Here is a 19,755-nt window from a genome sequence, read left to right on the forward strand (position 1 = left end):
CCGCGGATCTCGTCTCCCTCAGCGAGCGCTTGGCCGGGCTCCGCGTGCAGTGGCGTGAGCTGCACGACCTGGAAGCTCGACTCCGCAGCGAATTACACGCCTCGGGCATCGAGCCGGAGGTTGTGCCGAAGCGGGCGGTACGTGACATCGCAACGGCCCGATCGTCCTGGCGGGAGCACCCCGTCACCGCCCGTCAATTGCAGATCCTCGAACGGCTCGAAGCCGAGACGGACGCGACGTTTCCGGCTGGGGCGACCAGCACCCGTGGCCAGGCCTACGACCTGGTCGCCTCGTTGCTGGCCGGCAACATCCCGCAGGCGCAGATCAGGGACCGGCCCGCAGGGCCGCTGTTCATGTTCGTCCCCGAGCCACTCCCGACCGCACCTCCGACCAGGACACCCGCGCCGGTAGCAACCGTCCCGAGGCCGAAACCCGTGCCGGGGCCGCGTTACGACACCGCACGGTACGCACTGACACGCCCGCTGAAAGCGCGCTCCCCGCTCGACTGCCTCGAAGAACCGGACGCGGAGGCCGACGCCGTAGCGAAGTCCGAAGTCGACTGCCCCGACCGGTTCTTCTCATGGGCGGACGGGCACTTCAAGGTCAAGCTGTTGGTCGCCCTGGCCGACCTGATGACCGATCGTGCATTCCGCGATGGCCCGTTCGTCGTCTTCAGGGCGATGCTCGAAGACCCGAGAGCCTGGGGGGAACTCGGCCACTACGCCGCCGAGGCGTTTTGGGAATCCCGCACCGGCCGGCCGGTGCAGAGCCCGGTCACCGCTGAGGTGACCGACACGATCATCGAGGCGCGCACCGGTCGGGCACGAGCCGTCGAAGAGGACTTCCTCGACACCGTCCGACGCGCACTCGACGCGCGGGCCCCTGCACTTCTCGACACCGTCGAGCAGCGCAGCCGACACATCGACGCGATTCAGGACGGTATCGACCAGGCCGCAATCGCCGAGGTCGAGAAGTGGTCGACGAGGGGCCGCACCGCTTACGACCCGGCCGACCCGCTGATGCTGCCGCAACCCGACGTCGACCCGCAGGTTGCCGCCGCGATCTCGAAGGTGCGCAATCGCAAGGCACGCCAAGCGATCCGCGACCAGTGGTTCCAAGGCGTCGAGCTGGCGCGATTCGAATACACCACCGAGGCGCGGCACGCTCTCATCGCCGATGTCGCAGTCGATCCTCGGCTCGTCGATCGGGTCGGGGGACGTCGTCCGGATTATCTGTCGGCCGTCATCGGTGACTACGCCAGAGTCTTGATCGGCGAAGCTGCCCGCGGTGCATCGCCCTTGCGGCAGTCCGCGGCGAAGGCTCTGCTCGGGGACCATCCGCTGCCGATCGAAATGTTCGAACTGGCCTACGCCGAGTGGGACCGCATCCACGGATCGGAACTGACCTGGGACGAGGCTGTCGCCGGTGAGTGGACGGCATGGATGACGATGCAGTTGCGGCGTGATCCGCTGATCGGCTCGTGGGCGGAGCTGCCGATGTCGACGCGCGCGCCGATGATCGAGATCGGCGTCGAGACCGCCTTTGCGGTCGTCGCCGAAGAACGCCCCGATCTGGTCGATGCGACCGCGGACATTCCGCGTGCGCGTCTGGCTGCTGATCTGCGCGGGAACATCATCCCGAATCTGCCTGCACCCGAGGCGCCGGATACCTCCGCATTGTTCACCGATACCGGTGGATACTGTGCGTTGCGCTTGATCGACCATGTGGAGTCCGAGCTCCGCTACTTCCCGGTCCTCGGATGGGACTACACGCTCGACGGTGGTGCCTCGTTCACAAAATGCAGCGACAATGCTCGGGTGGCGATCGGCGCGATACTCGAGGCACGCGACAAGCCGGTCCCGGACTGGATCGAGCGCGTCTACCGCCCCTACGCCCAGGCCGATCCCACCTCATGACCAGCGTTACCGATGACGCCCGGAACGACGAGTTATAGCGCGCTGCTGCTCGATCGGGTCTGTGGCAGCACGACGACACCGGTACCCGGTTTCCGCCCACTCATCGGTCGAGAATGTGCGCCACCGGCTCCGCAGCGATTTCCCGGCCGAGGTCGACCTCCTCGAATCACTCGGCCACCCTCGCGGGTGAACGGCGTGTCCCGAGATCCCGGCGACGACCCAGGTGCGACGAATCGCAACGCGATCGCGGAATTGGTTGAAGAAGAGGGGCTTTCACCAATCGCAGGCACGGGCACAGCAGTGCTTGCGCGGAACCGGATTGCACTGCGCCGCAGTAGAATTCCTCCGGCAGATTCACTATCCTTTCGTGAAGAATGGCGTTCCGTAATGAGAGAACATTAGTCTCACGCCCTCGTCAACGCAAGCATTTCCAGGGAATTACTCCCAAAGACGTCGAATTGCTTGGTGCCGTTGACAAATGGACGAAGCTCATTGACAGTGGGCGTGCACCGGGTGGCTTTGCTCCTCGAACCTGGTTCGGTGCCATCTGTTTTGTCGGGCGCGCAGCGCTCGAATCGAGTTCTGTCGATCCGTTGCACTGCGCATGGGTGGATGTGTGCGCGTGTGGTTCGGCTCGCCCCTTGTTCCGCACGTCGAGAGGTCCCCATGTTCCGACCCCAGCGCTTCCTACCCGCGATCGCGGCGGCCTGTGCCGCTGCCCTACTGTTGACCTCCTGCGGCGGCGCCGAATCCGGCAACGTCGCGTCCGCAGCAGGCGCCGATGCCGGCGAACCCGTCGCGGGCGGCACCCTCCGCACCATCCAGATGGGCGAGCCGCGCAGCTTGGATCCGGCGGCACTGTCCAATACCTGGGCGCACCAGCCCGTGCTCGGCAACGCGCTCTACGGAACGCTGATGATCAACAATCTCGACACCCTCGACATCGAGTACAAGATGGCGACCGACTTCGCCACCACGGACGGGGGAGCGACCTTCGACCTCATCTTGCGCCCCGGGCTGACGTTCACGGACGGCACGCCGCTCGACGCGGCTGCGGTCAAGTTCAACTGGGACCGGCTGCGCGACCCCGCGCTCGGATCGACTGCGATCCGGCAGGCCGCGCAGGTGGCGTCCTCGGAGGTTGTCGATCCGACCACACTGAGAATCGCGCTGGCAGCACCCAATCCGCACTTTCCGCAGGGCATGCTCACCACTTCGATGAACTGGATCGCCTCGCCGGCCGCACTGCAGAAGGGCGCGGCGGAGTTCGACCGTGAGCCGGTGGGTGCCGGGCCGTTCTCCTTGGAGAACTGGTTGCGGGGTGACTCGATCGATCTGGTGAAGAACCCGGACTACTGGGACGCTCCCAAGCCGTACCTCGACAAGCTCACCGTCCGCACCGTGGCCGACAACTCCCAGCGGTTCAACATGATCTCTACCGGCGGCGCGGATCTGTCTCTCGAAGCGAGTTGGGGAACTCTGGCCAAGGCGGACGCAGCGGGTATCCCCGCCGAGGTCGTACCCGCGGGTGGCGGCCAGATCATGATCATGAACTCGGCGCGTGCGCCGTTCGACGATGTGCGGGCCCGCCGGGCGGTATCCCTGGCAGCAGACCTCGACGCCCTCAACAGCGTCGTCTTCAACGGCGAGGGTGAGATCCCCGAGACCCTGTTCCCTGAGGGCTCACCGTACTTCGCCGACATCCCACTCGCGACGAGTGACAAGGAGACCGCGCAGCAACTGTTCGACGAACTGGCAGCAGAAGGCAAGCCGGTCTCCTTCACCTTCATGTCCTACCCCACGCAGGAAACGAAGGCGGCCGCAGAGTCGCTGCAGGCGCAACTCGGAGCGTTCGACAACGTCGAGGTCAAGGTCGAGGTGGTGGACTACGCTGCGGCGACGGCCCGCGCCGGCGCACGCGACTTCGACATGGTGATCTCCTCTGCGATCACTCAGGATCCGGACTACGCGCTGTGGACGGCATTCCACGGTGACTCTCCCGGAAACTTTTCGGGTCTCGATGACCCGGAACTCAACGACGCCTTGGATGCCGGCCGCGTCGCCGAAGGGGCGGACGAGCGCAAGGCAGCATACGAGACAGCACAGAAGCGGCTCGTCGACCTGGTGCCCGGAATCTGGTACACCAAGGCCGCGCCCGCGGTGGTGTACGGCGAGAACGTCCACGGCGTCCGGATGTTCACCCTCGGCTCACCGATGCCCGAAGAAATGTGGATGACGAACTGATCCGGTTCGTGACGGGAAGGTGAAGCGATGGAACTGTCTTCGGCACGGCATGCATTCGTCACCGGCGGCGCGAGCGGGATCGGGCTCGGAATCGTCGACGCGCTGGCGCAGCACGGGATCTCCGTGACGATCGCCGATATCGATCGGCAGGCTGTCGAGGCGGTGACGGCCGAGCGGGCGTCCGGGATCCGCGGAGTCGGTCTGGATGTGCGCGATCGCGACTCCTGGGCGCAGGCGAAGGCCGACGCCGAATCGGTGTTCGGACCGGTGGACATTCTCGTCAACAACGCCGGGATCGGGTTCAACGGCCGCGACGTGGTGGACACGGACGCGGACGTCTTCGACCTGCTCGTCGCGATCGACCTGGCGGGAGTCTTCAACGGCGTAGCCGCATTCGGTGCACAGATGCGGGATGCGGGGCGCGGGCACATCGTCAACACGGCGTCGGTCATGGGGCTCACGGCGGGTGCTCCCGGCCGCGGTGCCTACAGCGCGGTGAAGAGTGCCGTCGTCTCTCTGTCGGAGGCGCTCCGTGCCGAGATGGCGCCACACGGTGTGGGCGTGTCCGTGCTCTGCCCGGGACTTGTGAGGTCGAACCTCGACGCGAACACCACCCGGTTGGGAGGGCATGTGGAGGATGCTTCACACATCAAGGGCGCAGGAGATGTAGGGATGACGCCGGCCGCGGCGGGCGCCTGCGTGGTGCGGGGGATCGTCCAGGACCTGCCCTACATCGTCACGCACCCGGAATATCTCGGGTACATCGAGAAGCGGATGGACGCCATCAGAGCCGCGGTGGAGGCAGTGGAAGCGGTGGAGATCGGGAGCGGAGCAGGGTCGGTGGCCTGACCTGGCCGGCCGGTGCGCTGCTGAGTGGGAACAGTTCGAAAGACAAGTATCCTTGACATGAAATGACAAGCAGGCTTTACTTCTTGCATGCCGGAGATACCGAGAGGCAACAGGGTTCGCGAGCTTCGCAAGCAGGCGCGTCTCACCCAGGCCGAACTCGGTGCGGCAGTCGGAGTAAGCCGTCAAAGCATCGTCTCGACCGAGAAGGGCGATTACGCACCCAGCGTCTACCTGGCGCTGCGGCTCGCCCGGACTCTCGGCACCACTGTCGAAGGACTGTTCCCGCTCACCCCGGAGGGGCCCCAGTGACCGCATTTCTCAAGGCTGCTCGCGTCGTCGCCGACCTGGACGACGACTTCTACCAGGACGAACGACAGCGTGAGGTCTGGAACGAGGCCTCCGCGGTGGGTTTCCAGTCCTTCCAATGGACTGCCCTCGTGGCCGGGGCCGTCCTGCCCTGGATCGCCGGGCGCGGCGGCGCCATGGTCGCCATCGGCATTCTGGCGGCGTGGTTCGTGCTCGCGATGGTGACCATCGCATACGCCCGCGCCCGCGACGTCGACGTGTACGCCACGATGAAAACACTTCGGCCGCGGTCGATCTTCGCCGTCACGCTCTACCTGGCGGGAGTCGCCGGCATCTACATCGAGCTGGCGGATCCTTTCCGGTACGACGGTGCGACCTGGGCAGGGATGGTCGTGGGGGCCCTCGTCGGTGGCGGCGCGGCGGCGACGGTCCTCATGTGGGTCCGCCGCCGCGACCGGCGCCGCGAAGCCGAGGAGGCTGCGCGCGACGCCGCCGACGTCTGAGAACCTGCCCCAAATCTTCGGTCGGATTGTGCCCGCTATGCGGGCATCAATCCACCAAGGTCGACAGGCCGTACCTCAGTCACGCACCAGCGCCGCGACCGGCAGCGCCGCGAAAAGATCTGCGGGCCGCACTGTTCCGGAGAAACGCTGTCCCGAGAACACGTCGGTCCAGGACCCGAGGGGAAGGTCGAGCACCGTGTCACCCCATCCCGTCGCCGCGAGATCGACGGTGTGCCGCACGGACAACGCGAGCACATCGAGGTCCTCGGCGGACGGCCCGCGGCCGAACGCGAGGACGTACTCGGCGCCCGTCCCTACGGCGTACACGGGGACGTACGCACCGCCCACGAAACTCTCGGGCCGGTCTCGGCGAATCCGGAGTGCCTTCTGCACGACCGTGAACTTGGCGGGAGCCGACTCGGGTTCGGCGAGCAGTTGCCGACGGATCCCGAAATCCACCGGCCGCCTGTTGTCGGGGTCGACGAGCGAGTCGTCCCACAGTTCCGTGCCCTGATAGACGTCCGGGACGCCCGGGCCCAGGAGTTGCAGAAGCTTCTGCCCGAGCGACACCGCAGCGATGTGCGGTTCGAGGTCGGAAACCAGTTCGGTCAGGGCCGCGCCGACGGGGCCGTCGCACACCGAGTCGAGCCAGTTGGTCACGGCGGCTTCGAAATCCGTGTCCACCTCGGTCCACGTCGAACGGGTGCCGTTCTCCCGCAACGCTTTCGTAGCGTAGTTGTGGAGTCGTTCACGCAACTCGGCGGTCACGACACCGTCCGCCGGCCATACCCCGAACAGGGTCTGCCAGAAGAACAAGCCGATGGCAGGGTCGGGAGCGGGCTCGAGGGTGTTCCATTCGTGCAGGCGCTCCGACCACAGTTCGGCCACCTGGGACAGCACACCGATCCGCGCTCGCACGTCTTCGCTACGTTTGGTGTCGTGTGTGGACAACGTCGTCATCGCACGCGGAAGCCGCCGCGCACGTTGTGCCCAGGAGAGATGGAACTGCGCTGCACCCAGCGAGAACCGGCCCGGCTGCCCGCCGACTTCCTGCAACGACACGAGCCGGGCAGCCCGGTAGAACAAGCAGTCCTCGACCGCCTTGGCGGTTGCGGCACCGCAGACCTGCCCGAAACGGGCGGCCGCTTCGCCACCGATCGTGAGTGCTCGCACGAAGATTCCGAGAGCAGGTTCGAGATCCGGCTTCTCCCGGGCTACTTCGCCGACGATCCGGGGCAGCATGGTGGTGAGCGGCGCGTAGTCGGCACGGTAGACGGGCACCCGGGCCGCGACCGCAATCACTGCCTCGCGCAGCGCCGCGTCCGCGCACTCGTGCTCGGAACCAGGTGCGTCGGTGTCCCCGGCCTCACGCCGGATCGCGCGGACCAGGCGGCCCACCTCCGGGGCGAGACCCGACTCGAGCACCGACCGTTCGAGAGCACGCTCTTGGGCGTGCAACCACGCGGCGTCGCCGTCGGAGCCGGTGTAGGTCCGGGACACCGCGGTGAGTGCCTTGTCGCCGCGGGGGTCGACGAACACCGCAGCGAGTTCGTCGAGTGCGTCGTAGCCGGTGGTGCCGTCGACCGGCAACGTCGTGTCCAGAGGCTCACCCTCGGCGAGGATCTTTTCGATCACCAACCAGCGCTGCGGTCCGATCAAGGCGCGCAGGCGCTTCAGATACGCCGACGGATCGGCGAGACCGTCGGGATGGTCGACCCGCAGGCCGTCGACGAGGTCGTCGTCGATCCACGACGCGACCTGGGCGTGCACCGCGTCGAACACCCGCGGGTCCTCGACCCGCACCGCGGCCAGATCGTCCACGGTGAAGAAGCGCCGGTATCCGATCAACCCGGAATCCCAGGGCACCAGCCGGTATGCCTGGCGCGCATGGATTTCGCCCGGGGTTCCGTCGTCGGTTCCCGGTGCGACCGGGAATCGCTTGTCGTAGTACGCGAGCACGGGTTCGTCACCCGTGCGATCCACCGTCAGTTCCTGCACCGCGTCGGCGGAGCCCAGCACCGGCAGCGCGATCCGGCCGTCGGCACCGTTGTCTTCCGACCAGTCGATGTCGAAGTACGACGCGTACTCCGATTCGCGGCCGAGCCGCAGCACGTCCCACCACCAGGCGTTCTGGCGCGGGTCGCCCACGCCCACATGGTTGGGGACGATGTCGACGATCACGCCCATGCCGCGCGAGCGCACTTCTCGTACGAGGTGTTCGAAACCCGCACGCCCCCCTAGTGCCGACGACACCGTGGACGGATCGACGACGTCGTATCCGTGATTCGACCCGGTCGTGGCGGTGAGGAGGGGAGACAGGTACACATGCGAGATCCCGAGGCCGTCGAGATAGTCGACGATGGAGACGGCGTCGGCGAAGGTGAACGCGTCACCTCGCATCTGGAGCCGGTAGGTGGACAGCAACGGGAGTGAGGTCATGCGGTCCTCCGCAGCACCACCATCGAACGTGCTTCGACCAGGATCGGCTTTCCTGCGGTGACGGTGAACTCCCGCACGCCGTCCGCGGCATCGGTATCGATCGCCACAGACCATTCGTCAGCGTGCGCGCCGTCCGGGGTGACGAACTCGATCGGCTCGTGATGCGCGTTGAAGCACAGCAGGAACGAGGTGTCGACGACGCGCTGCCCGCGGTGGTCGGGTTCGGGTATGCCGTCACCGTTGAGGAACACCGCCAGCGACTTGCCGAAACCGCTGTCCCAGTGCTCGGGGGTCATCTCTTCGCCCGAGGGCGTGAGCCACGCGATGTCGCGAGACTGGTCGCCGCTGCGGATCGGCCGGCCCTCGAAGAAGCGACGACGCCGGAACACCGGATGCTCGGTCCGCAAGGCGATGACGTTGCGGGTGAACGCCACCAGATCGGCATTGGCCTCCGCGAGAGACCAATCCATCCACGACAATTCGTTGTCCTGGCAGTACACGTTGTTGTTGCCGTGCTGGCTGCGGCCCATCTCGTCGCCGTGCGCGAGCATCGGGGTGCCCTGCGACAGCACCAGCGTCGCGAGGATGTTGCGCTGTTGACGCGCTCGCAGAGCAAGGACCTCGGGATCGTCGGTCGGGCCTTCGACGCCGCAGTTCCACGACCGGTTGTGCGATTCGCCGTCCCGGTTGTCTTCACCGTTGGCGTCGTTGTGCTTGTCGTTGTAGGACACCAGATCCGCGAGTGTGAAGCCATCGTGCGCGGTGACGAAGTTGATGGAGGCGCCGGGACGCCGTCCGGTGTCCTCGTACAGGTCGGACGAGCCGGTCAGACGAGAGGCGAACTCCCCGAGGGTCGACGGCTCACTGCGCCAGTAGTCGCGCACCGTGTCGCGGTACTTGCCGTTCCACTCGGTCCACAGGCTGGGGAAGTTGCCCACCTGGTAACCGCCTTCGCCGATGTCCCACGGCTCGGCGATGAGCTTGACCTGCGAGACCACCGGATCCTGTTGCACCAGATCGAAGAACGCCGACAGCCGGTCCACATCGTGCAGTTCGCGGGCGAGAGTGGATGCCAGGTCGAATCGGAAACCGTCGACGTGCATCTCGGTGACCCAGTACCGCAGCGAATCCATGATCAATTGGAGCGTGTGGGGATGCCGGGCGTTGAGGCTGTTGCCGGTCCCGGTGTAGTCCATGTAATGGGTCTTGTCGTCGTCCACGAGACGGTAGTACGCGGCATTGTCGATTCCTCGGAAGCTGATGGTCGGCCCGAGGTGATTGCCTTCGGCGGTGTGGTTGTACACCACATCGAGGATCACCTCGATACCCGCTTCGTGGAACGCGCGGACCATAGCCTTGAACTCGGCAACCGCCTCGCTCGGCTTCGACGACGAGGAGTACTCCGTGTGCGGGGCGAAGAACCCGAAGGTGTTGTATCCCCAGTAGTTGCGCAGACCCTGGTCGAGGAGCACCTGATCGTGCATGAACTGGTGCACGGGCATCAGTTCGATCGCGGTGACCCCGAGGTCGAGCAAGTGATCGATGACAGCGGGATGGGCGAGACCCGCATAGGTGCCGCGCAGGTACTCGGGAACGTCGGGATGCGTGGCCGTCATTCCCTTGACGTGTGCCTCGTAGATCACCGTCTCGTTGTAGGGGCGCCGGGGATGCCGGTCGTTCGCCCAGTCGAAGAACGGGTTGATGACCACGGTCGTCATCGTGTGGCCGAGGGAATCGAGCCGGGGGAAGTCGACGTCGGACTCCGTCGTCTCCGCGGGGGTCTCGTCGCTGTCGTCGGCGTTCTGCGCGGCGCCGGACTCCGCTTCTGCGTCCGAGGGCAGGGCGTACGAGAACAATGACGGATCGCCGTCGAAATCCCCGTCGAACGCCTTGCCGTACGGGTCGAGCAGCAGCTTGCTCGGGTCGCACCGGTGACCGTTTTCGGGGTCGTACGGGCCGTGGACGCGGTACCCGTAGCGCTGGCCGGGCGAGACCGTGGGCAGATACGCGTGCCACACGTATCCGTCGACCTCTTCGAGAGGAATCCGGGTCTCCGTGCCCTCACGCGAGATCAGGCACAGTTCGACCTTTTCGGCGATTTCGGAGAACAGTGCGAAGTTTGTTCCGGCGCCGTCGTAGGTCGCGCCGAGGGGATAGGCACTGCCGGGCCATACGGGGATGGGCTCCCGGGTTTCTTCGCTGTTGTCCGTCTGGCTGGGCTGCATGACTGCACAGTAGCCGCACCCGGCGGCATGAACCCGCCGGGCCGCTCACCACCAGCCGGTGGCCGCACCCAACTGCTCGTCGAGATCCGGCGTCAACGTTCGCACGTACGTGGTGGTGAGGTGATTGTCGTCACGATAGATCAGAACATTGCCCTCGATCACGCGGCACACATCCGCCCGGCACAGCGAATCCGACAGGTCGATCAGGCTCACGTTCGGCGAGAACGCAGAGGCCTCGATCGCCGGATCGACGGGGTCGAGTGCGTCGGCGCGTGCCACCGCGCACGAGTCGGATGTGCCGCCGCCGGCGAGGCAGTCGGCGGCGCGGTAACTCGTGTCCCCGTGCAGCAGCCACGGATTGTCGCGGATCGCGACTACGGGGATGCCGTACTCGCCGAGGGTCCGCCACAGGTCGACGTACCAGAACGGCGTGAAATCGCCGGGTCCCTCACCGTCGTCCTTCGTCCGCGTCGACGTGGTGAACAGGTAGTCCGGTGGATCGGCCTGCAACTCGGCGAGCACCTTCACCGACCACGTGTCGCACTCCACGGTCGGGGATTCCTCCGTGAGCGGCGCCAGCGGATCCGACAGGGGGCAACCGACTTTGAGATAGGTGTCGATCCGGAACCCGCGCTGCTTGCCGATGGTGTCGAGGGCCGCGAGCCAGTGCTCGGAGTGGGATCCGCCGGCGAGGACCATCCTTCTCGTCGACAACGGATCACCGTAGGTGCAGGTCAACGGTTCACGGTTGGTGTGCTGGGCGATGCAGTGGTCCAGCGTCGCCGGCGGCAGATCGCGGTGTGCGACCAGCAGCGGTGGCTGTACGGGTTGCGGTACGACGTCGACGAACCCCTTCAGTGCCGCCGCCCCGGGATACACGTCGGGAGACAACGCCACCACCCGCTCGAGGACATCGTCCTGGCGGGCCACATGCGCCGTCCAGGTGGCGGCCGCGGCCATCACCACGACGCCGAGCACCGTGACGGAAGCGATGAGGACGGTGCGCGTCCGGCCCGAGTCGGACCGGCGGATCGGATTCTCGAGCCACCGGGTCGTGGCTTCCGCGAGAGCGAGCGAGATCACTATCACGCCGAGGCCGCCGAGCAGGCCGACCGAGGGCCGGTCGCGGAGCACGAGGTAGCCGATGAGCACCGGCCAGTGCCACAGATACAGGGCGTAGGCGACCGATCCGAGCCGGACCAGCGGGGCGCTCGACAACAACCGCGCGGTGGGGGTGTCGGCGGTGCCGTCCCCCGACGCCATGTGACCGGCCACGATCAGCGCCATGGCCGCCCCTACCGGCACGAGTGCCCACGGACCCGGGAAGAGGCTGTTTCCGTCGAGGACGACGCCGCACAGGAACAGCACCGCCAGACCGGCGGCACCGAGGACGATACGGACCGCGCGGGGCACCCGCAGCCACGGGATCACGCAGGCGAACACTCCGCCCAGGGTGAGTTCCCACATCCGGGCGGCGCTGTCGTAGTACAGCCACGACTGCGGTACGTCCGCCAGGACTGCGTACGTGAGCGACGCCGCGGTGAGGAGCGCGAGCAACGCCGCGAGCGGTAGGCGTGCGGGCAGCGCCCTCCGCCGCAGCACCCAGACCGCGCCGAACACCACCAGCAGCGCCGCGACATAGAACTGGCCCTGCACGGAAATCGACCACAGGTGCTGCAGGGGGCTGACCATCGGGTCGGCGGCGAGGTAGTCGCTCGCCGTGCGCGCAAGATGCCAGTTCTGCATGAACAGGAGAGACGCGCCGGTCTGCTCGGCCACCCGGAACCACTGCGTGAACGGCAACAGGACCACCGCCGCGACGGTCGTGCCGAGCAGCACGACTATCAGCGGCGGAAGCAGGCGCCGTCCCACCCGCCGCAGCACCGGCCGAGGGTCGAGCGGAGCATGCGACTCCGCGACCCGCAGCAGGGTGCCGACGAAGAAGAATCCGGAGAGTGCGAGGAAGACGTCGACGCCACCGGACACGCGCCCGAACCACACATGGAAGACCACGACGAGGCCGATCGCGAGACCGCGCACACCGTCGAGGTCGGCGCGGTATCCGAGACGGGTGGCAGAGACCGCGGCGGCCTTCGGACTCCGGTCCGAGGTGCGGACTGCCATTCACGTTCTCCTCAGTGTCGTGGACTCGGCGGTGCCTCGGGCGGGACGCCGTGGAGCACGCGAGATCGATTCCTGTGACCTTCGTACCCAGGAACTTGGGCAGACTACGCGGAAGATGCCGGCCGATTCCAACCGCCTACAGTCGTGCCGTGGTTTCCCTCCCCATGTCGGCAGAGCGGATCGCAGCGCTCGACGCCGACCATCTGTGGCATCCCTACGGCGCGTTTCCGGCGTCCACCGAACCCCTCGTGGTGGATCGGGCCACGGGTACGAGACTGGTGCTCGCGGACGGACGCGAACTCGTCGACGGCATGAGTTCGTGGTGGGCCGCGATCCACGGATACCGGCATCCGGCGCTCGACGCCGCCGTCACCGAGCAGGTGGCGAAGATGAGTCACGTGATGTTCGGCGGCCTCACGCACGCTCCGGCCGCGCGGCTCGCGGAGTTGCTCGTCGAAATCTCGCCGGAGGGCCTGGACAAGGTCTTTCTCGCCGACTCGGGGTCGGTCTCGGTCGAGGTAGCTACGAAGCTCGCACTGCAGTACCAGCGTGCGGTCGGCCACCCCGAACGACATCGCCTGCTTACCTGGCGCGGCGGGTACCACGGCGACACCCTCGCACCGATGAGCGTGTGCGACCCCGAGGGTGGCATGCACTCGATGTGGACGGACGTGCTGGCCAAGCAGGTTTTCGCGCCGGCACCTCCCCGCGCGTTCCACGCGTCCTACGTCGCGGCCTTCGAGTCGGTCCTGATCGAGCACGCGGACGAACTCGCCGGCGTGATCGTCGAGCCCGTCGTGCAGGGGGCGGGAGGTATGCGCTTTCACGACCCGGCGTACCTGCGCGAGTTGCGGCGCATGTGCGACGAACGCGGGCTGGTGCTGATCTTCGACGAAATCGCGACCGGGTTCGGGCGGACCGGGGAGATGTTCGCTGCCGACCACGCCGGCGTCGCGCCCGACCTGATGTGTGTGGGGAAGGCGCTGACGGGCGGCTACCTGACGCTTGCGGCGGTGCTCTGCACGACGCACATCGCCGAAACGATCAGCGCGGGCGAGGGCGGCGGTGTCATGCACGGCCCGACCTTCATGGGGAACCCGCTCGCGTGCGCGGTCGCGGTGGCATCGACCGAACTTCTGTTGTCGCGCGACTGGCGCGGAGAGGTGGCCGATCTCACGGCTGGGCTCGAGTCCGGGCTGGCGCCCGCGCGCGATCTCCCGGGCGTGACCGACGTGCGGGTGCTCGGCGGAATCGGGGTGGTCGAAACCAGGGAACCGGTCGACATGCGGGCGGCGACCGCGGCGGCGGTGGAGGCGGGCGTCTGGCTGCGTCCGTTCCGGAATCTCGTCTACACGATGCCGCCGTATGTCTGCACGCCGGAGGATGTCGCCGCGATCACCGCGGGTGTGGTCGCCGCGGCAGCGACCGTCCGGGACTGAGCTCCCGGGGCTACCGTACTTGAACACTGTTCAAGTACGGTGTGGTCATGTCCACACTCGCCGGTCTCGCCTGGCTCGACGACGCCGCAGAACGGCGACGGTTCGCCGGTCTACACCGAGAACTCGCTCCCCGCACCGCCGCCGCACCGATCGTCGACCTCGCATCCAACGACTATCTCGGGCTCGTCCGCCATCCGGAGGTGGTGGCCGCAGCAACCGCAGCGCTACGCCGCTGGGGCGGCGGCGCCACCGGATCGCGACTGGTCACCGGCACCACCGCCGAGCACGAGTTACTCGAACGGGAACTCGCCGAGTTCACCGGCGCAGAAACCGGATTGGTGTTTTCGAGCGGATACGCCGCCAACCTCGGCGCTGTCACCGCGCTGGCGGGCAGGGACACTCTCGTCGTCTCCGACGCGGGATGTCATGCGTCGCTCGTCGACGCGTGCCGGCTGTCCCGGTCGAGGATCGTCGTCACCCCGCACGGTGACGTCCGGGCGGTCGCCGGCGCTCTCGCCGCACGGACCGAACCGCGGGCGCTGGTCCTCACCGATTCGGTGTTCAGCACCGACGGCGACCTTGCCCCGCTGCGCGACCTGCACGATGCGTGCCGCACCCACGGCGCACTCCTCCTCGTCGACGAAGCGCACGGGGTCGGGGTTCGGGGAGCGGGTGGCCGCGGGCTCGTCCACGAGAGGGGTCTCGCCGGGCAGCCGGACGTGATCGTCACGGCCACCCTGTCGAAATCGCTGGCCTCCCAAGGGGGTGTGGTTCTCGCGGACGCCCGGGTGCGTGAACATCTGATCGACACCGCCCGCACGTTCATCTTCGACACCGGACTCGCTCCCGCCGCGGTCGGTGCCGCGCGCGGAGCCCTGAGGGTGCTTCGCGCCGAGCCCGGACTCGCCGGCTCGGTCATCGAGCAGGCCGCGCATCTCGCCCGGGTGACGGGTGTGCTTCCGCCACCCTCCGCGGTGGTGTCGGTGATCCTCGGTGACCCGCACGTCGCCGCGCTCGCGGCCCGGCGATGCCGCGAGCGCGGCGTGCACGTGGGTTGTTTCCGCCCGCCCTCGGTGCCCGCGGGAACCTCCCGCCTGCGCCTGACCGCACGGGCGAATCTCTCCGAGCACGAACGCTCCCTGGTGGACTCGGTGCTCACCGACGTAGTGGCCGAGGCCCGCACGTGACGACGCTGTGCGTCACCGGCACGTCGACCGGAGTCGGAAAAACCGTCGTGACCGCCGCGCTCGCGTCACTCGCCGCGAGCCGGGGACTGCGGGTCGCGGTGTGCAAGCCGGCCCAGACCGGGGTCGGCGACAGCGAACCCGGCGACCTCGCCGAGATCACCCGGCTCAGCGGAGCCGATATCGAGACCGTCGAACTCGCCCGATATCCCGATCCGCTCGCGCCCGATATCGCAGCCCGGCGCTCGGGACGGCCGATGCTCGATCTCGACCGAACCGTCGGCGCGGTGCGCGCCCTCGAGGACACCGCCGACCTGGTCCTCGTCGAAGGCGCCGGGGGTGTGCTGGTCCGTCTCGGCGCCGCCGGGTTCACACTCGTTGACCTCGCCGGGGCGCTCGGCGCGCCGACGGTGGTGGTCGTGGCCGCGGGCCTCGGCACCCTCAATCACAGCGCGCTGACCGTCGGGGCGCTGCGCGCGGGCGGCGTCGAATGCCGCGGACTCGTCATCGGCAGCAGTCCTGCCACACCTGATCTGGCCGAGCGCTGCAACGTCGGTGACCTGCCCGCGGTCACCGGTGTGCCACTGCTCGGTTCCATACCCGAAGGGGCGGGCGCGCTGAGTTCCGCGGAGTTCGTGTCCGCGGTACCCCGCTGGTTGCGGGACGTTCCGGTCTAGGAGGGAGAGTGCGCGACCACCCGGATGCCGATTCCCGCGAACCCGGTGCGTTCGACCTCGTCGATGATGAACCCCGCCGGTTCCAGATACGAGACGGGGTCCCGGGTGAGGTGGTCGGCGCCGAACCGGATCGAGAGCGGCTCGAGTACACGCATCCCCGCCGTTACGACTCTGCTGGTGGACGGGCCGTGCTCGGCGAGGACCACCCGTCCGCCCGGCACGAGCACGCGCATCGCTTCACGAGCGGCCTGCGCTGGGTCCGGGATGGTGCAGAAGGTGATGGTCGACAGCACGGTGTCGATCGAGTTGTCCGGAACCCCGAGTGACTGCACGTCGCCCCGGACCACCGTGCAGTGGCCGAGGTGGCCCGCCTCGATGCGGGCGCGTGCCAGCCGCAGCATGCCCTCGGAGAGGTCGACACCGAGGACTTCGGTGACGTCCGGCCCGTAGAGGGGGAGGTTGAGTCCGGTACCGACGGCGAACTCGAGCACCCGGCCACGTGCCCGCTCCACCGCCCACTGCCGGGGGCGACCGAGCAGGCGGCGTTCGACGACGCCGATCTGCGAGTCGTACCGGTCGGCCATGGCGTCGAAGACTTCCGCGATCCGTTCGTTGTCCGGACGAGCCACGACATCTCCGTTCCGCCTGCGTAGTGATCGGCGACAACCGCTCGTCGCAACCTGTGAAACGACTCGGGAGCACGCGCACCTGTCGTACTGTGAATGCAATCACATGGAGTCGGCGGGCGTCGGCGTGCCGACCGTTTTCTTCGGAGGTACCGATGTCCACCACCGACATGCATGATCTGCAGAACGCGATCGGGCAATTGCGTCGATGCGTCGGGTCGATCAGGTCGCGGTACGGCGATGCCGCGTCGGTCCGCAGGCTCTCCAACGACCTCGACCGTCTCGACATCGATGCGCGCGACTTCCAGGAGACACCGCCGCGTCCCCTGTGGGCGGCATCCGAGGACCGCATCCCGATTCCGGATTCGCCCTACGACGAGTCACTGTTCCGCGGAATCGACGCCGACGACGAAGGACTCGGCGGATTGCACGGGGAGCGGTGAGCGCGCCTGCCGGCGCCGGGGTCCGAACTGCGGCCCGGGCGCGCATTGCCGCGCGCACACTACGGACCGATCGGTGGTGGCAGACACCTGCACTGACCGTTCTCGGTCTGGCCGCCTTCATCGTCTACGCCACCGTGCGTTCGTTCACGCGTTCCGCCTACTGGGTCGACGACTACCACTACCTCACGCCCTTCTATTCACCGTGTGTCAGCGCCTCGTGTTTGCCGGGTTCGTCGCACTTCGGCGTGTGGGTCGGCGAACTCCCACGGTGGATTCCGCTGGCGTTCGTATCGCTGCCGTTCCTGCTGCTCTTCCGGCTCACCTGCTACTACTACCGCAAGGCGTACTACCGGTCTTTCTGGTTGTCGCCACCGGCCTGCGGTGTTGCGGAACCCCACCGGACGTATACCGGCGAAACCCGATTCCCCCTCATCGTGCAGAACACGCACCGCTACTTCTTCTACATCGGGTTCGTCATCTCGCTGGTCAACACGTACGACGCGATACTCGCGTTCCACAGTCCGAGCGGCTTCGGGTTCGGACTCGGGAACGTGATCCTGGTCGTGAACGTGATCTTGTTGTGGGGGTACACGCTCTCCTGCCACTCCTGCCGGCACGTCACCGGTGGCAGGCTCAAGCATTTCTCGAAACACCCTGTGCGCTACAAGATCTGGACGTTCGTCTCGAAGATCAACGCGCGGCACATGCAGTTCGCGTGGATCACTCTCGGCACGCTGGTCCTCACCGATTTCTACATCATGCTCGTCGCGAGCGGCACGATCTCCGACCTCCGATTCATCGGCTGACAGACCGGCACGACCGGCACCACACGAGGCACGACGCGATACGGAAAGGCACCACACATGGGGGAAGTCGAGCGGCACGACTACGACGTGGTCGTGATCGGAGCGGGGGGAGCCGGACTGCGGGCGGTCATCGAGGCTCGGCAGCGCGGACTGAGGGTCGCGGTCGTCTGCAAGTCGCTCTTCGGCAAGGCACATACCGTGATGGCCGAAGGCGGGTGCGCCGCCGCGATGGGCAACGCCAACTCGCGCGACTCGTGGCAGGTCCACTTCAAGGACACGATGCGCGGCGGAAAGTTCCTCAACAACTGGCGGATGGCCGAACTGCACGCCCGCGAAGCACCGGACCGGGTGTGGGAACTCGAAACCTACGGGGCGTTGTTCGACCGCACCCCGGACGGCCGGATCAGCCAGCGCAACTTCGGCGGACACACCTATCCGCGGCTCGCCCACGTCGGCGACCGGACCGGCCTCGAATTGATCCGCACGATGCAGCAGAAGATCGTCTCGCTGCAGCAGGAGGACTTCGCGGCGACCGGAGACTACGAGGCGAAGGTGAGGGTGTTCTCCGAATGCACCATCACCGAACTCCTTCTCGACGGGCAGGGCCGGGTCGCCGGTGCCTTCGGATACTGGCGGGAATCGGGCAGGTTCGTCCAGTTCACGGCGCCTGCCGTCGTCATCGCGACCGGGGGAATCGGCAAATCCTGGAAGGTGACCTCCAACTCGTGGGAGTACACCGGGGACGGGCACGCCCTCGCGCTGCGTGCCGGTGCCGCCCTGATCAACATGGAATTCGTCCAGTTCCACCCCACGGGGATGATCTGGCCACCGAGCGTGAAGGGCATCCTCGTCACCGAGGGGGTCCGCGGTGACGGCGGTGTTCTGAAGAACTCCGAGGGGGAGCGGTTCATGTTCTCCTACGTCCCTCCGGTGTTCAAAGGTCAGTACGCGGAGACGCCCGAGGAGGCGGACCGCTGGTACGAGGATCAGGAGAACAATCTCCGCACACCCGACCTGTTGCCGCGCGACGAAGTGGCGCGGGCCATCAACTCCGAGGTCAAGGCGGGTCGCGCCACCCCACACGGAGGCGTATTCCTCGATATCGCGTCGCGGATGCCGAGCGCGGAGATTATCCGGCGATTGCCGTCGATGCATCACCAGTTCCTCGAACTCGCGGACGTCGACATCACCCGGGAAGCGATGGAGGTCGGTCCGACGTGCCACTACGTGATGGGCGGCATCGAGGTCGATCCCGACACCGGCGCGGCGTCGGTACCGGGCCTGTTCGCGGCGGGAGAGTGCTCGGGAGGGATGCACGGATCCAACCGTCTCGGCGGTAACTCGCTGTCGGATCTGCTGGTGTTCGGCCGTCGTGCCGGGCTCGGTGCCGCCGACTATGTGCACGGTCTCACCACCCGGCCCGAGGTGGCCGACGAGGCGGTGGAAGAGGCGGCCCGCACAGCGCTCTCACCGTTCGATCCCGCCGACCACGACGAGGTGGAGAACCCGTACTCGCTGCACCAGCGGCTGCAGGGCGTGATGCACGACCTCGTGGGCATCATCCGCACAGCCGACGAGATCGAACGCGCTCTCGCCGAACTCGACGACCTGCGTGCGCGGATCCCCAACATTGCGGTGGAGGGAAACCGGCAGTACAACCCGGGCTGGCACCTCGCGCTGGATCTGCGCAACATGCTGCTCGTGTGTGAGTGCGTGGCGCGGGCGGCGTTGCTGCGCACCGAGAGTCGCGGCGGTCACACGCGCGACGACCACCCGTCGATGGACGCGAACTGGCGGCGGACACTGCTGGTGTGCCGCAAGTCCGGAGAGGACCGCATCATCCCGGAGGTGTCCGTCGAACAGGAAGAGCAGACTCCCATGGATCCGGAACTGCTCGAACTCTTCGATATCGAGGAACTCGCCAAGTACTACACCGACGAGGAACTCGCCGGTCACCCCGGACGGAGGCACTGA

Annotated in this window: 15 protein-coding genes; 11 read left to right on the top strand and 4 right to left on the bottom strand. The window is 67.1% G+C overall.

Features of this window, described 5'->3' with window-relative positions; genetic code table 11:
- The first annotated feature begins 29 nt into the window (after nucleotides 1–29).
- The 5 genes from ACFWU2_RS15535 to ACFWU2_RS15555 all read left to right on the top strand — a co-directional run bounded on the left by ACFWU2_RS15535 (nucleotide 30) and on the right by ACFWU2_RS15555 (nucleotide 5,818).
- On the top strand, nucleotides 30–1,916 hold the full coding sequence (locus tag ACFWU2_RS15535) for a hypothetical protein (RefSeq protein WP_378607697.1): 1,887 nt from the start codon (nucleotides 30–32) through the stop codon (nucleotides 1,914–1,916).
- A 666-nt stretch (nucleotides 1,917–2,582) separates the two neighbouring features.
- On the top strand, nucleotides 2,583–4,160 hold the full coding sequence (locus tag ACFWU2_RS15540; RefSeq protein WP_378607699.1) for an ABC transporter substrate-binding protein: 1,578 nt from the start codon (nucleotides 2,583–2,585) through the stop codon (nucleotides 4,158–4,160).
- Nucleotides 4,161–4,187: 27 nt separating this feature from the next.
- The gene (locus ACFWU2_RS15545) at nucleotides 4,188–5,009 is read left to right on the top strand and encodes an SDR family oxidoreductase (protein ID WP_378607701.1); all 822 of its coding nucleotides are present in this window, start codon (nucleotides 4,188–4,190) and stop codon (nucleotides 5,007–5,009) included.
- Between the two features lie 87 nt (nucleotides 5,010–5,096).
- Nucleotides 5,097–5,318: a helix-turn-helix transcriptional regulator gene (locus tag ACFWU2_RS15550; protein ID WP_378607703.1), complete on the top strand. Its 222-nt coding sequence runs from the start codon at nucleotides 5,097–5,099 to the stop codon at nucleotides 5,316–5,318.
- Complete coding sequence (locus ACFWU2_RS15555) at nucleotides 5,315–5,818, top strand: DUF2029 domain-containing protein (RefSeq protein ID WP_378607705.1); 504 nt, start codon at nucleotides 5,315–5,317, stop codon at nucleotides 5,816–5,818. The genes ACFWU2_RS15550 and ACFWU2_RS15555 overlap by 4 nt, the downstream gene beginning before the upstream one ends.
- Before the next feature lie 75 nt (nucleotides 5,819–5,893).
- Here ACFWU2_RS15555 and treY read toward each other — a convergent pair whose 3' ends face one another.
- From treY to ACFWU2_RS15570, 3 genes are read right to left on the bottom strand one after another with little or no spacing between them, the layout of a single operon-like run.
- Nucleotides 5,894–8,257 carry a malto-oligosyltrehalose synthase gene (treY, locus tag ACFWU2_RS15560; protein ID WP_378607708.1) on the bottom strand — a complete coding sequence of 788 codons (2,364 nt, stop codon included), beginning with the start codon at nucleotides 8,255–8,257 and terminating at the stop codon, nucleotides 5,894–5,896.
- Nucleotides 8,254–10,482 carry a glycogen debranching protein GlgX gene (glgX, locus tag ACFWU2_RS15565; RefSeq protein WP_378607710.1) on the bottom strand — a complete coding sequence of 743 codons (2,229 nt, stop codon included), beginning with the start codon at nucleotides 10,480–10,482 and terminating at the stop codon, nucleotides 8,254–8,256. The genes treY and glgX overlap by 4 nt, the downstream gene beginning before the upstream one ends.
- 45 nt (nucleotides 10,483–10,527) lie before the next feature.
- Nucleotides 10,528–12,606, bottom strand: coding sequence for an SGNH hydrolase domain-containing protein (locus ACFWU2_RS15570; protein ID WP_378607712.1), 2,079 nt, complete (start codon nucleotides 12,604–12,606; stop codon nucleotides 10,528–10,530).
- Nucleotides 12,607–12,770: 164 nt separating this feature from the next.
- Between ACFWU2_RS15570 and ACFWU2_RS15575 the strand changes: the two genes are divergently transcribed.
- Genes ACFWU2_RS15575 through bioD form a run of 3 tightly spaced genes read left to right on the top strand, consistent with a single transcriptional unit; the run spans nucleotide 12,771 to nucleotide 15,906 of the window.
- On the top strand, nucleotides 12,771–14,045 hold the full coding sequence (locus ACFWU2_RS15575; protein ID WP_378608053.1) for an adenosylmethionine--8-amino-7-oxononanoate transaminase: 1,275 nt from the start codon (nucleotides 12,771–12,773) through the stop codon (nucleotides 14,043–14,045).
- 47 nt (nucleotides 14,046–14,092) lie between these two features.
- Nucleotides 14,093–15,232 carry an 8-amino-7-oxononanoate synthase gene (locus tag ACFWU2_RS15580; RefSeq protein WP_378607714.1) on the top strand — a complete coding sequence of 380 codons (1,140 nt, stop codon included), beginning with the start codon at nucleotides 14,093–14,095 and terminating at the stop codon, nucleotides 15,230–15,232.
- On the top strand, nucleotides 15,229–15,906 hold the full coding sequence (bioD, locus tag ACFWU2_RS15585; protein WP_378607716.1) for a dethiobiotin synthase: 678 nt from the start codon (nucleotides 15,229–15,231) through the stop codon (nucleotides 15,904–15,906). Before ACFWU2_RS15580 ends, bioD begins: the two co-directional genes overlap by 4 nt.
- On the opposite strand, the gene ACFWU2_RS15590 is transcribed toward bioD, so the two are convergent.
- Nucleotides 15,903–16,535, bottom strand: a complete 633-nt coding sequence (locus tag ACFWU2_RS15590) for a class I SAM-dependent methyltransferase (protein ID WP_378607719.1) — start codon at nucleotides 16,533–16,535, stop codon at nucleotides 15,903–15,905. The genes bioD and ACFWU2_RS15590 overlap by 4 nt on opposite strands.
- Nucleotides 16,536–16,687: 152 nt before the next feature.
- On the opposite strand from ACFWU2_RS15590, the gene ACFWU2_RS15595 reads away from it, so the two are divergent.
- From ACFWU2_RS15595 to ACFWU2_RS15605, 3 genes are read left to right on the top strand one after another with little or no spacing between them, the layout of a single operon-like run.
- The gene (locus ACFWU2_RS15595) at nucleotides 16,688–16,975 is read left to right on the top strand and encodes a hypothetical protein (RefSeq protein WP_378607721.1); all 288 of its coding nucleotides are present in this window, start codon (nucleotides 16,688–16,690) and stop codon (nucleotides 16,973–16,975) included.
- On the top strand, nucleotides 16,972–17,781 hold the full coding sequence (locus ACFWU2_RS15600; RefSeq protein ID WP_378607723.1) for a hypothetical protein: 810 nt from the start codon (nucleotides 16,972–16,974) through the stop codon (nucleotides 17,779–17,781). The genes ACFWU2_RS15595 and ACFWU2_RS15600 overlap by 4 nt, the downstream gene beginning before the upstream one ends.
- 57 nt (nucleotides 17,782–17,838) lie before the next feature.
- Nucleotides 17,839–19,755: a fumarate reductase/succinate dehydrogenase flavoprotein subunit gene (locus ACFWU2_RS15605; RefSeq protein ID WP_378607725.1), complete on the top strand. Its 1,917-nt coding sequence runs from the start codon at nucleotides 17,839–17,841 to the stop codon at nucleotides 19,753–19,755.

It is taken from the genome of Rhodococcus sp. NPDC058639, from assembly GCF_042717545.1.
In the GTDB taxonomy this organism is placed as follows: Bacteria; Actinomycetota; Actinomycetes; order Mycobacteriales; family Mycobacteriaceae; genus Rhodococcus.

What these genes read in the sequence shown, in the direction of transcription:
- ACFWU2_RS15540 (WP_378607699.1), top strand. Translation starts at nt 2,583, where the DNA reads ATGTTCCGACCCCAGCGCTTCCTACCCGCGATCGCGGCGGCCTGTGCC.
- ACFWU2_RS15550 (WP_378607703.1), top strand. Translation starts at nt 5,097, where the DNA reads ATGCCGGAGATACCGAGAGGCAACAGGGTTCGCGAGCTTCGCAAGCAG.
- ACFWU2_RS15605 (WP_378607725.1), top strand. Translation starts at nt 17,839, where the DNA reads ATGGGGGAAGTCGAGCGGCACGACTACGACGTGGTCGTGATCGGAGCG.
- ACFWU2_RS15570 (WP_378607712.1), bottom strand. Translation starts at nt 12,606, where the DNA reads ATGGCAGTCCGCACCTCGGACCGGAGTCCGAAGGCCGCCGCGGTCTCT.
- ACFWU2_RS15595 (WP_378607721.1), top strand. Translation starts at nt 16,688, where the DNA reads ATGTCCACCACCGACATGCATGATCTGCAGAACGCGATCGGGCAATTG.
- glgX (WP_378607710.1), bottom strand. Translation starts at nt 10,482, where the DNA reads ATGCAGCCCAGCCAGACGGACAACAGCGAAGAAACCCGGGAGCCCATC.
- ACFWU2_RS15545 (WP_378607701.1), top strand. Translation starts at nt 4,188, where the DNA reads ATGGAACTGTCTTCGGCACGGCATGCATTCGTCACCGGCGGCGCGAGC.
- treY (WP_378607708.1), bottom strand. Translation starts at nt 8,257, where the DNA reads ATGACCTCACTCCCGTTGCTGTCCACCTACCGGCTCCAGATGCGAGGT.
- ACFWU2_RS15580 (WP_378607714.1), top strand. Translation starts at nt 14,093, where the DNA reads ATGTCCACACTCGCCGGTCTCGCCTGGCTCGACGACGCCGCAGAACGG.
- ACFWU2_RS15575 (WP_378608053.1), top strand. Translation starts at nt 12,771, where the DNA reads ATGTCGGCAGAGCGGATCGCAGCGCTCGACGCCGACCATCTGTGGCAT.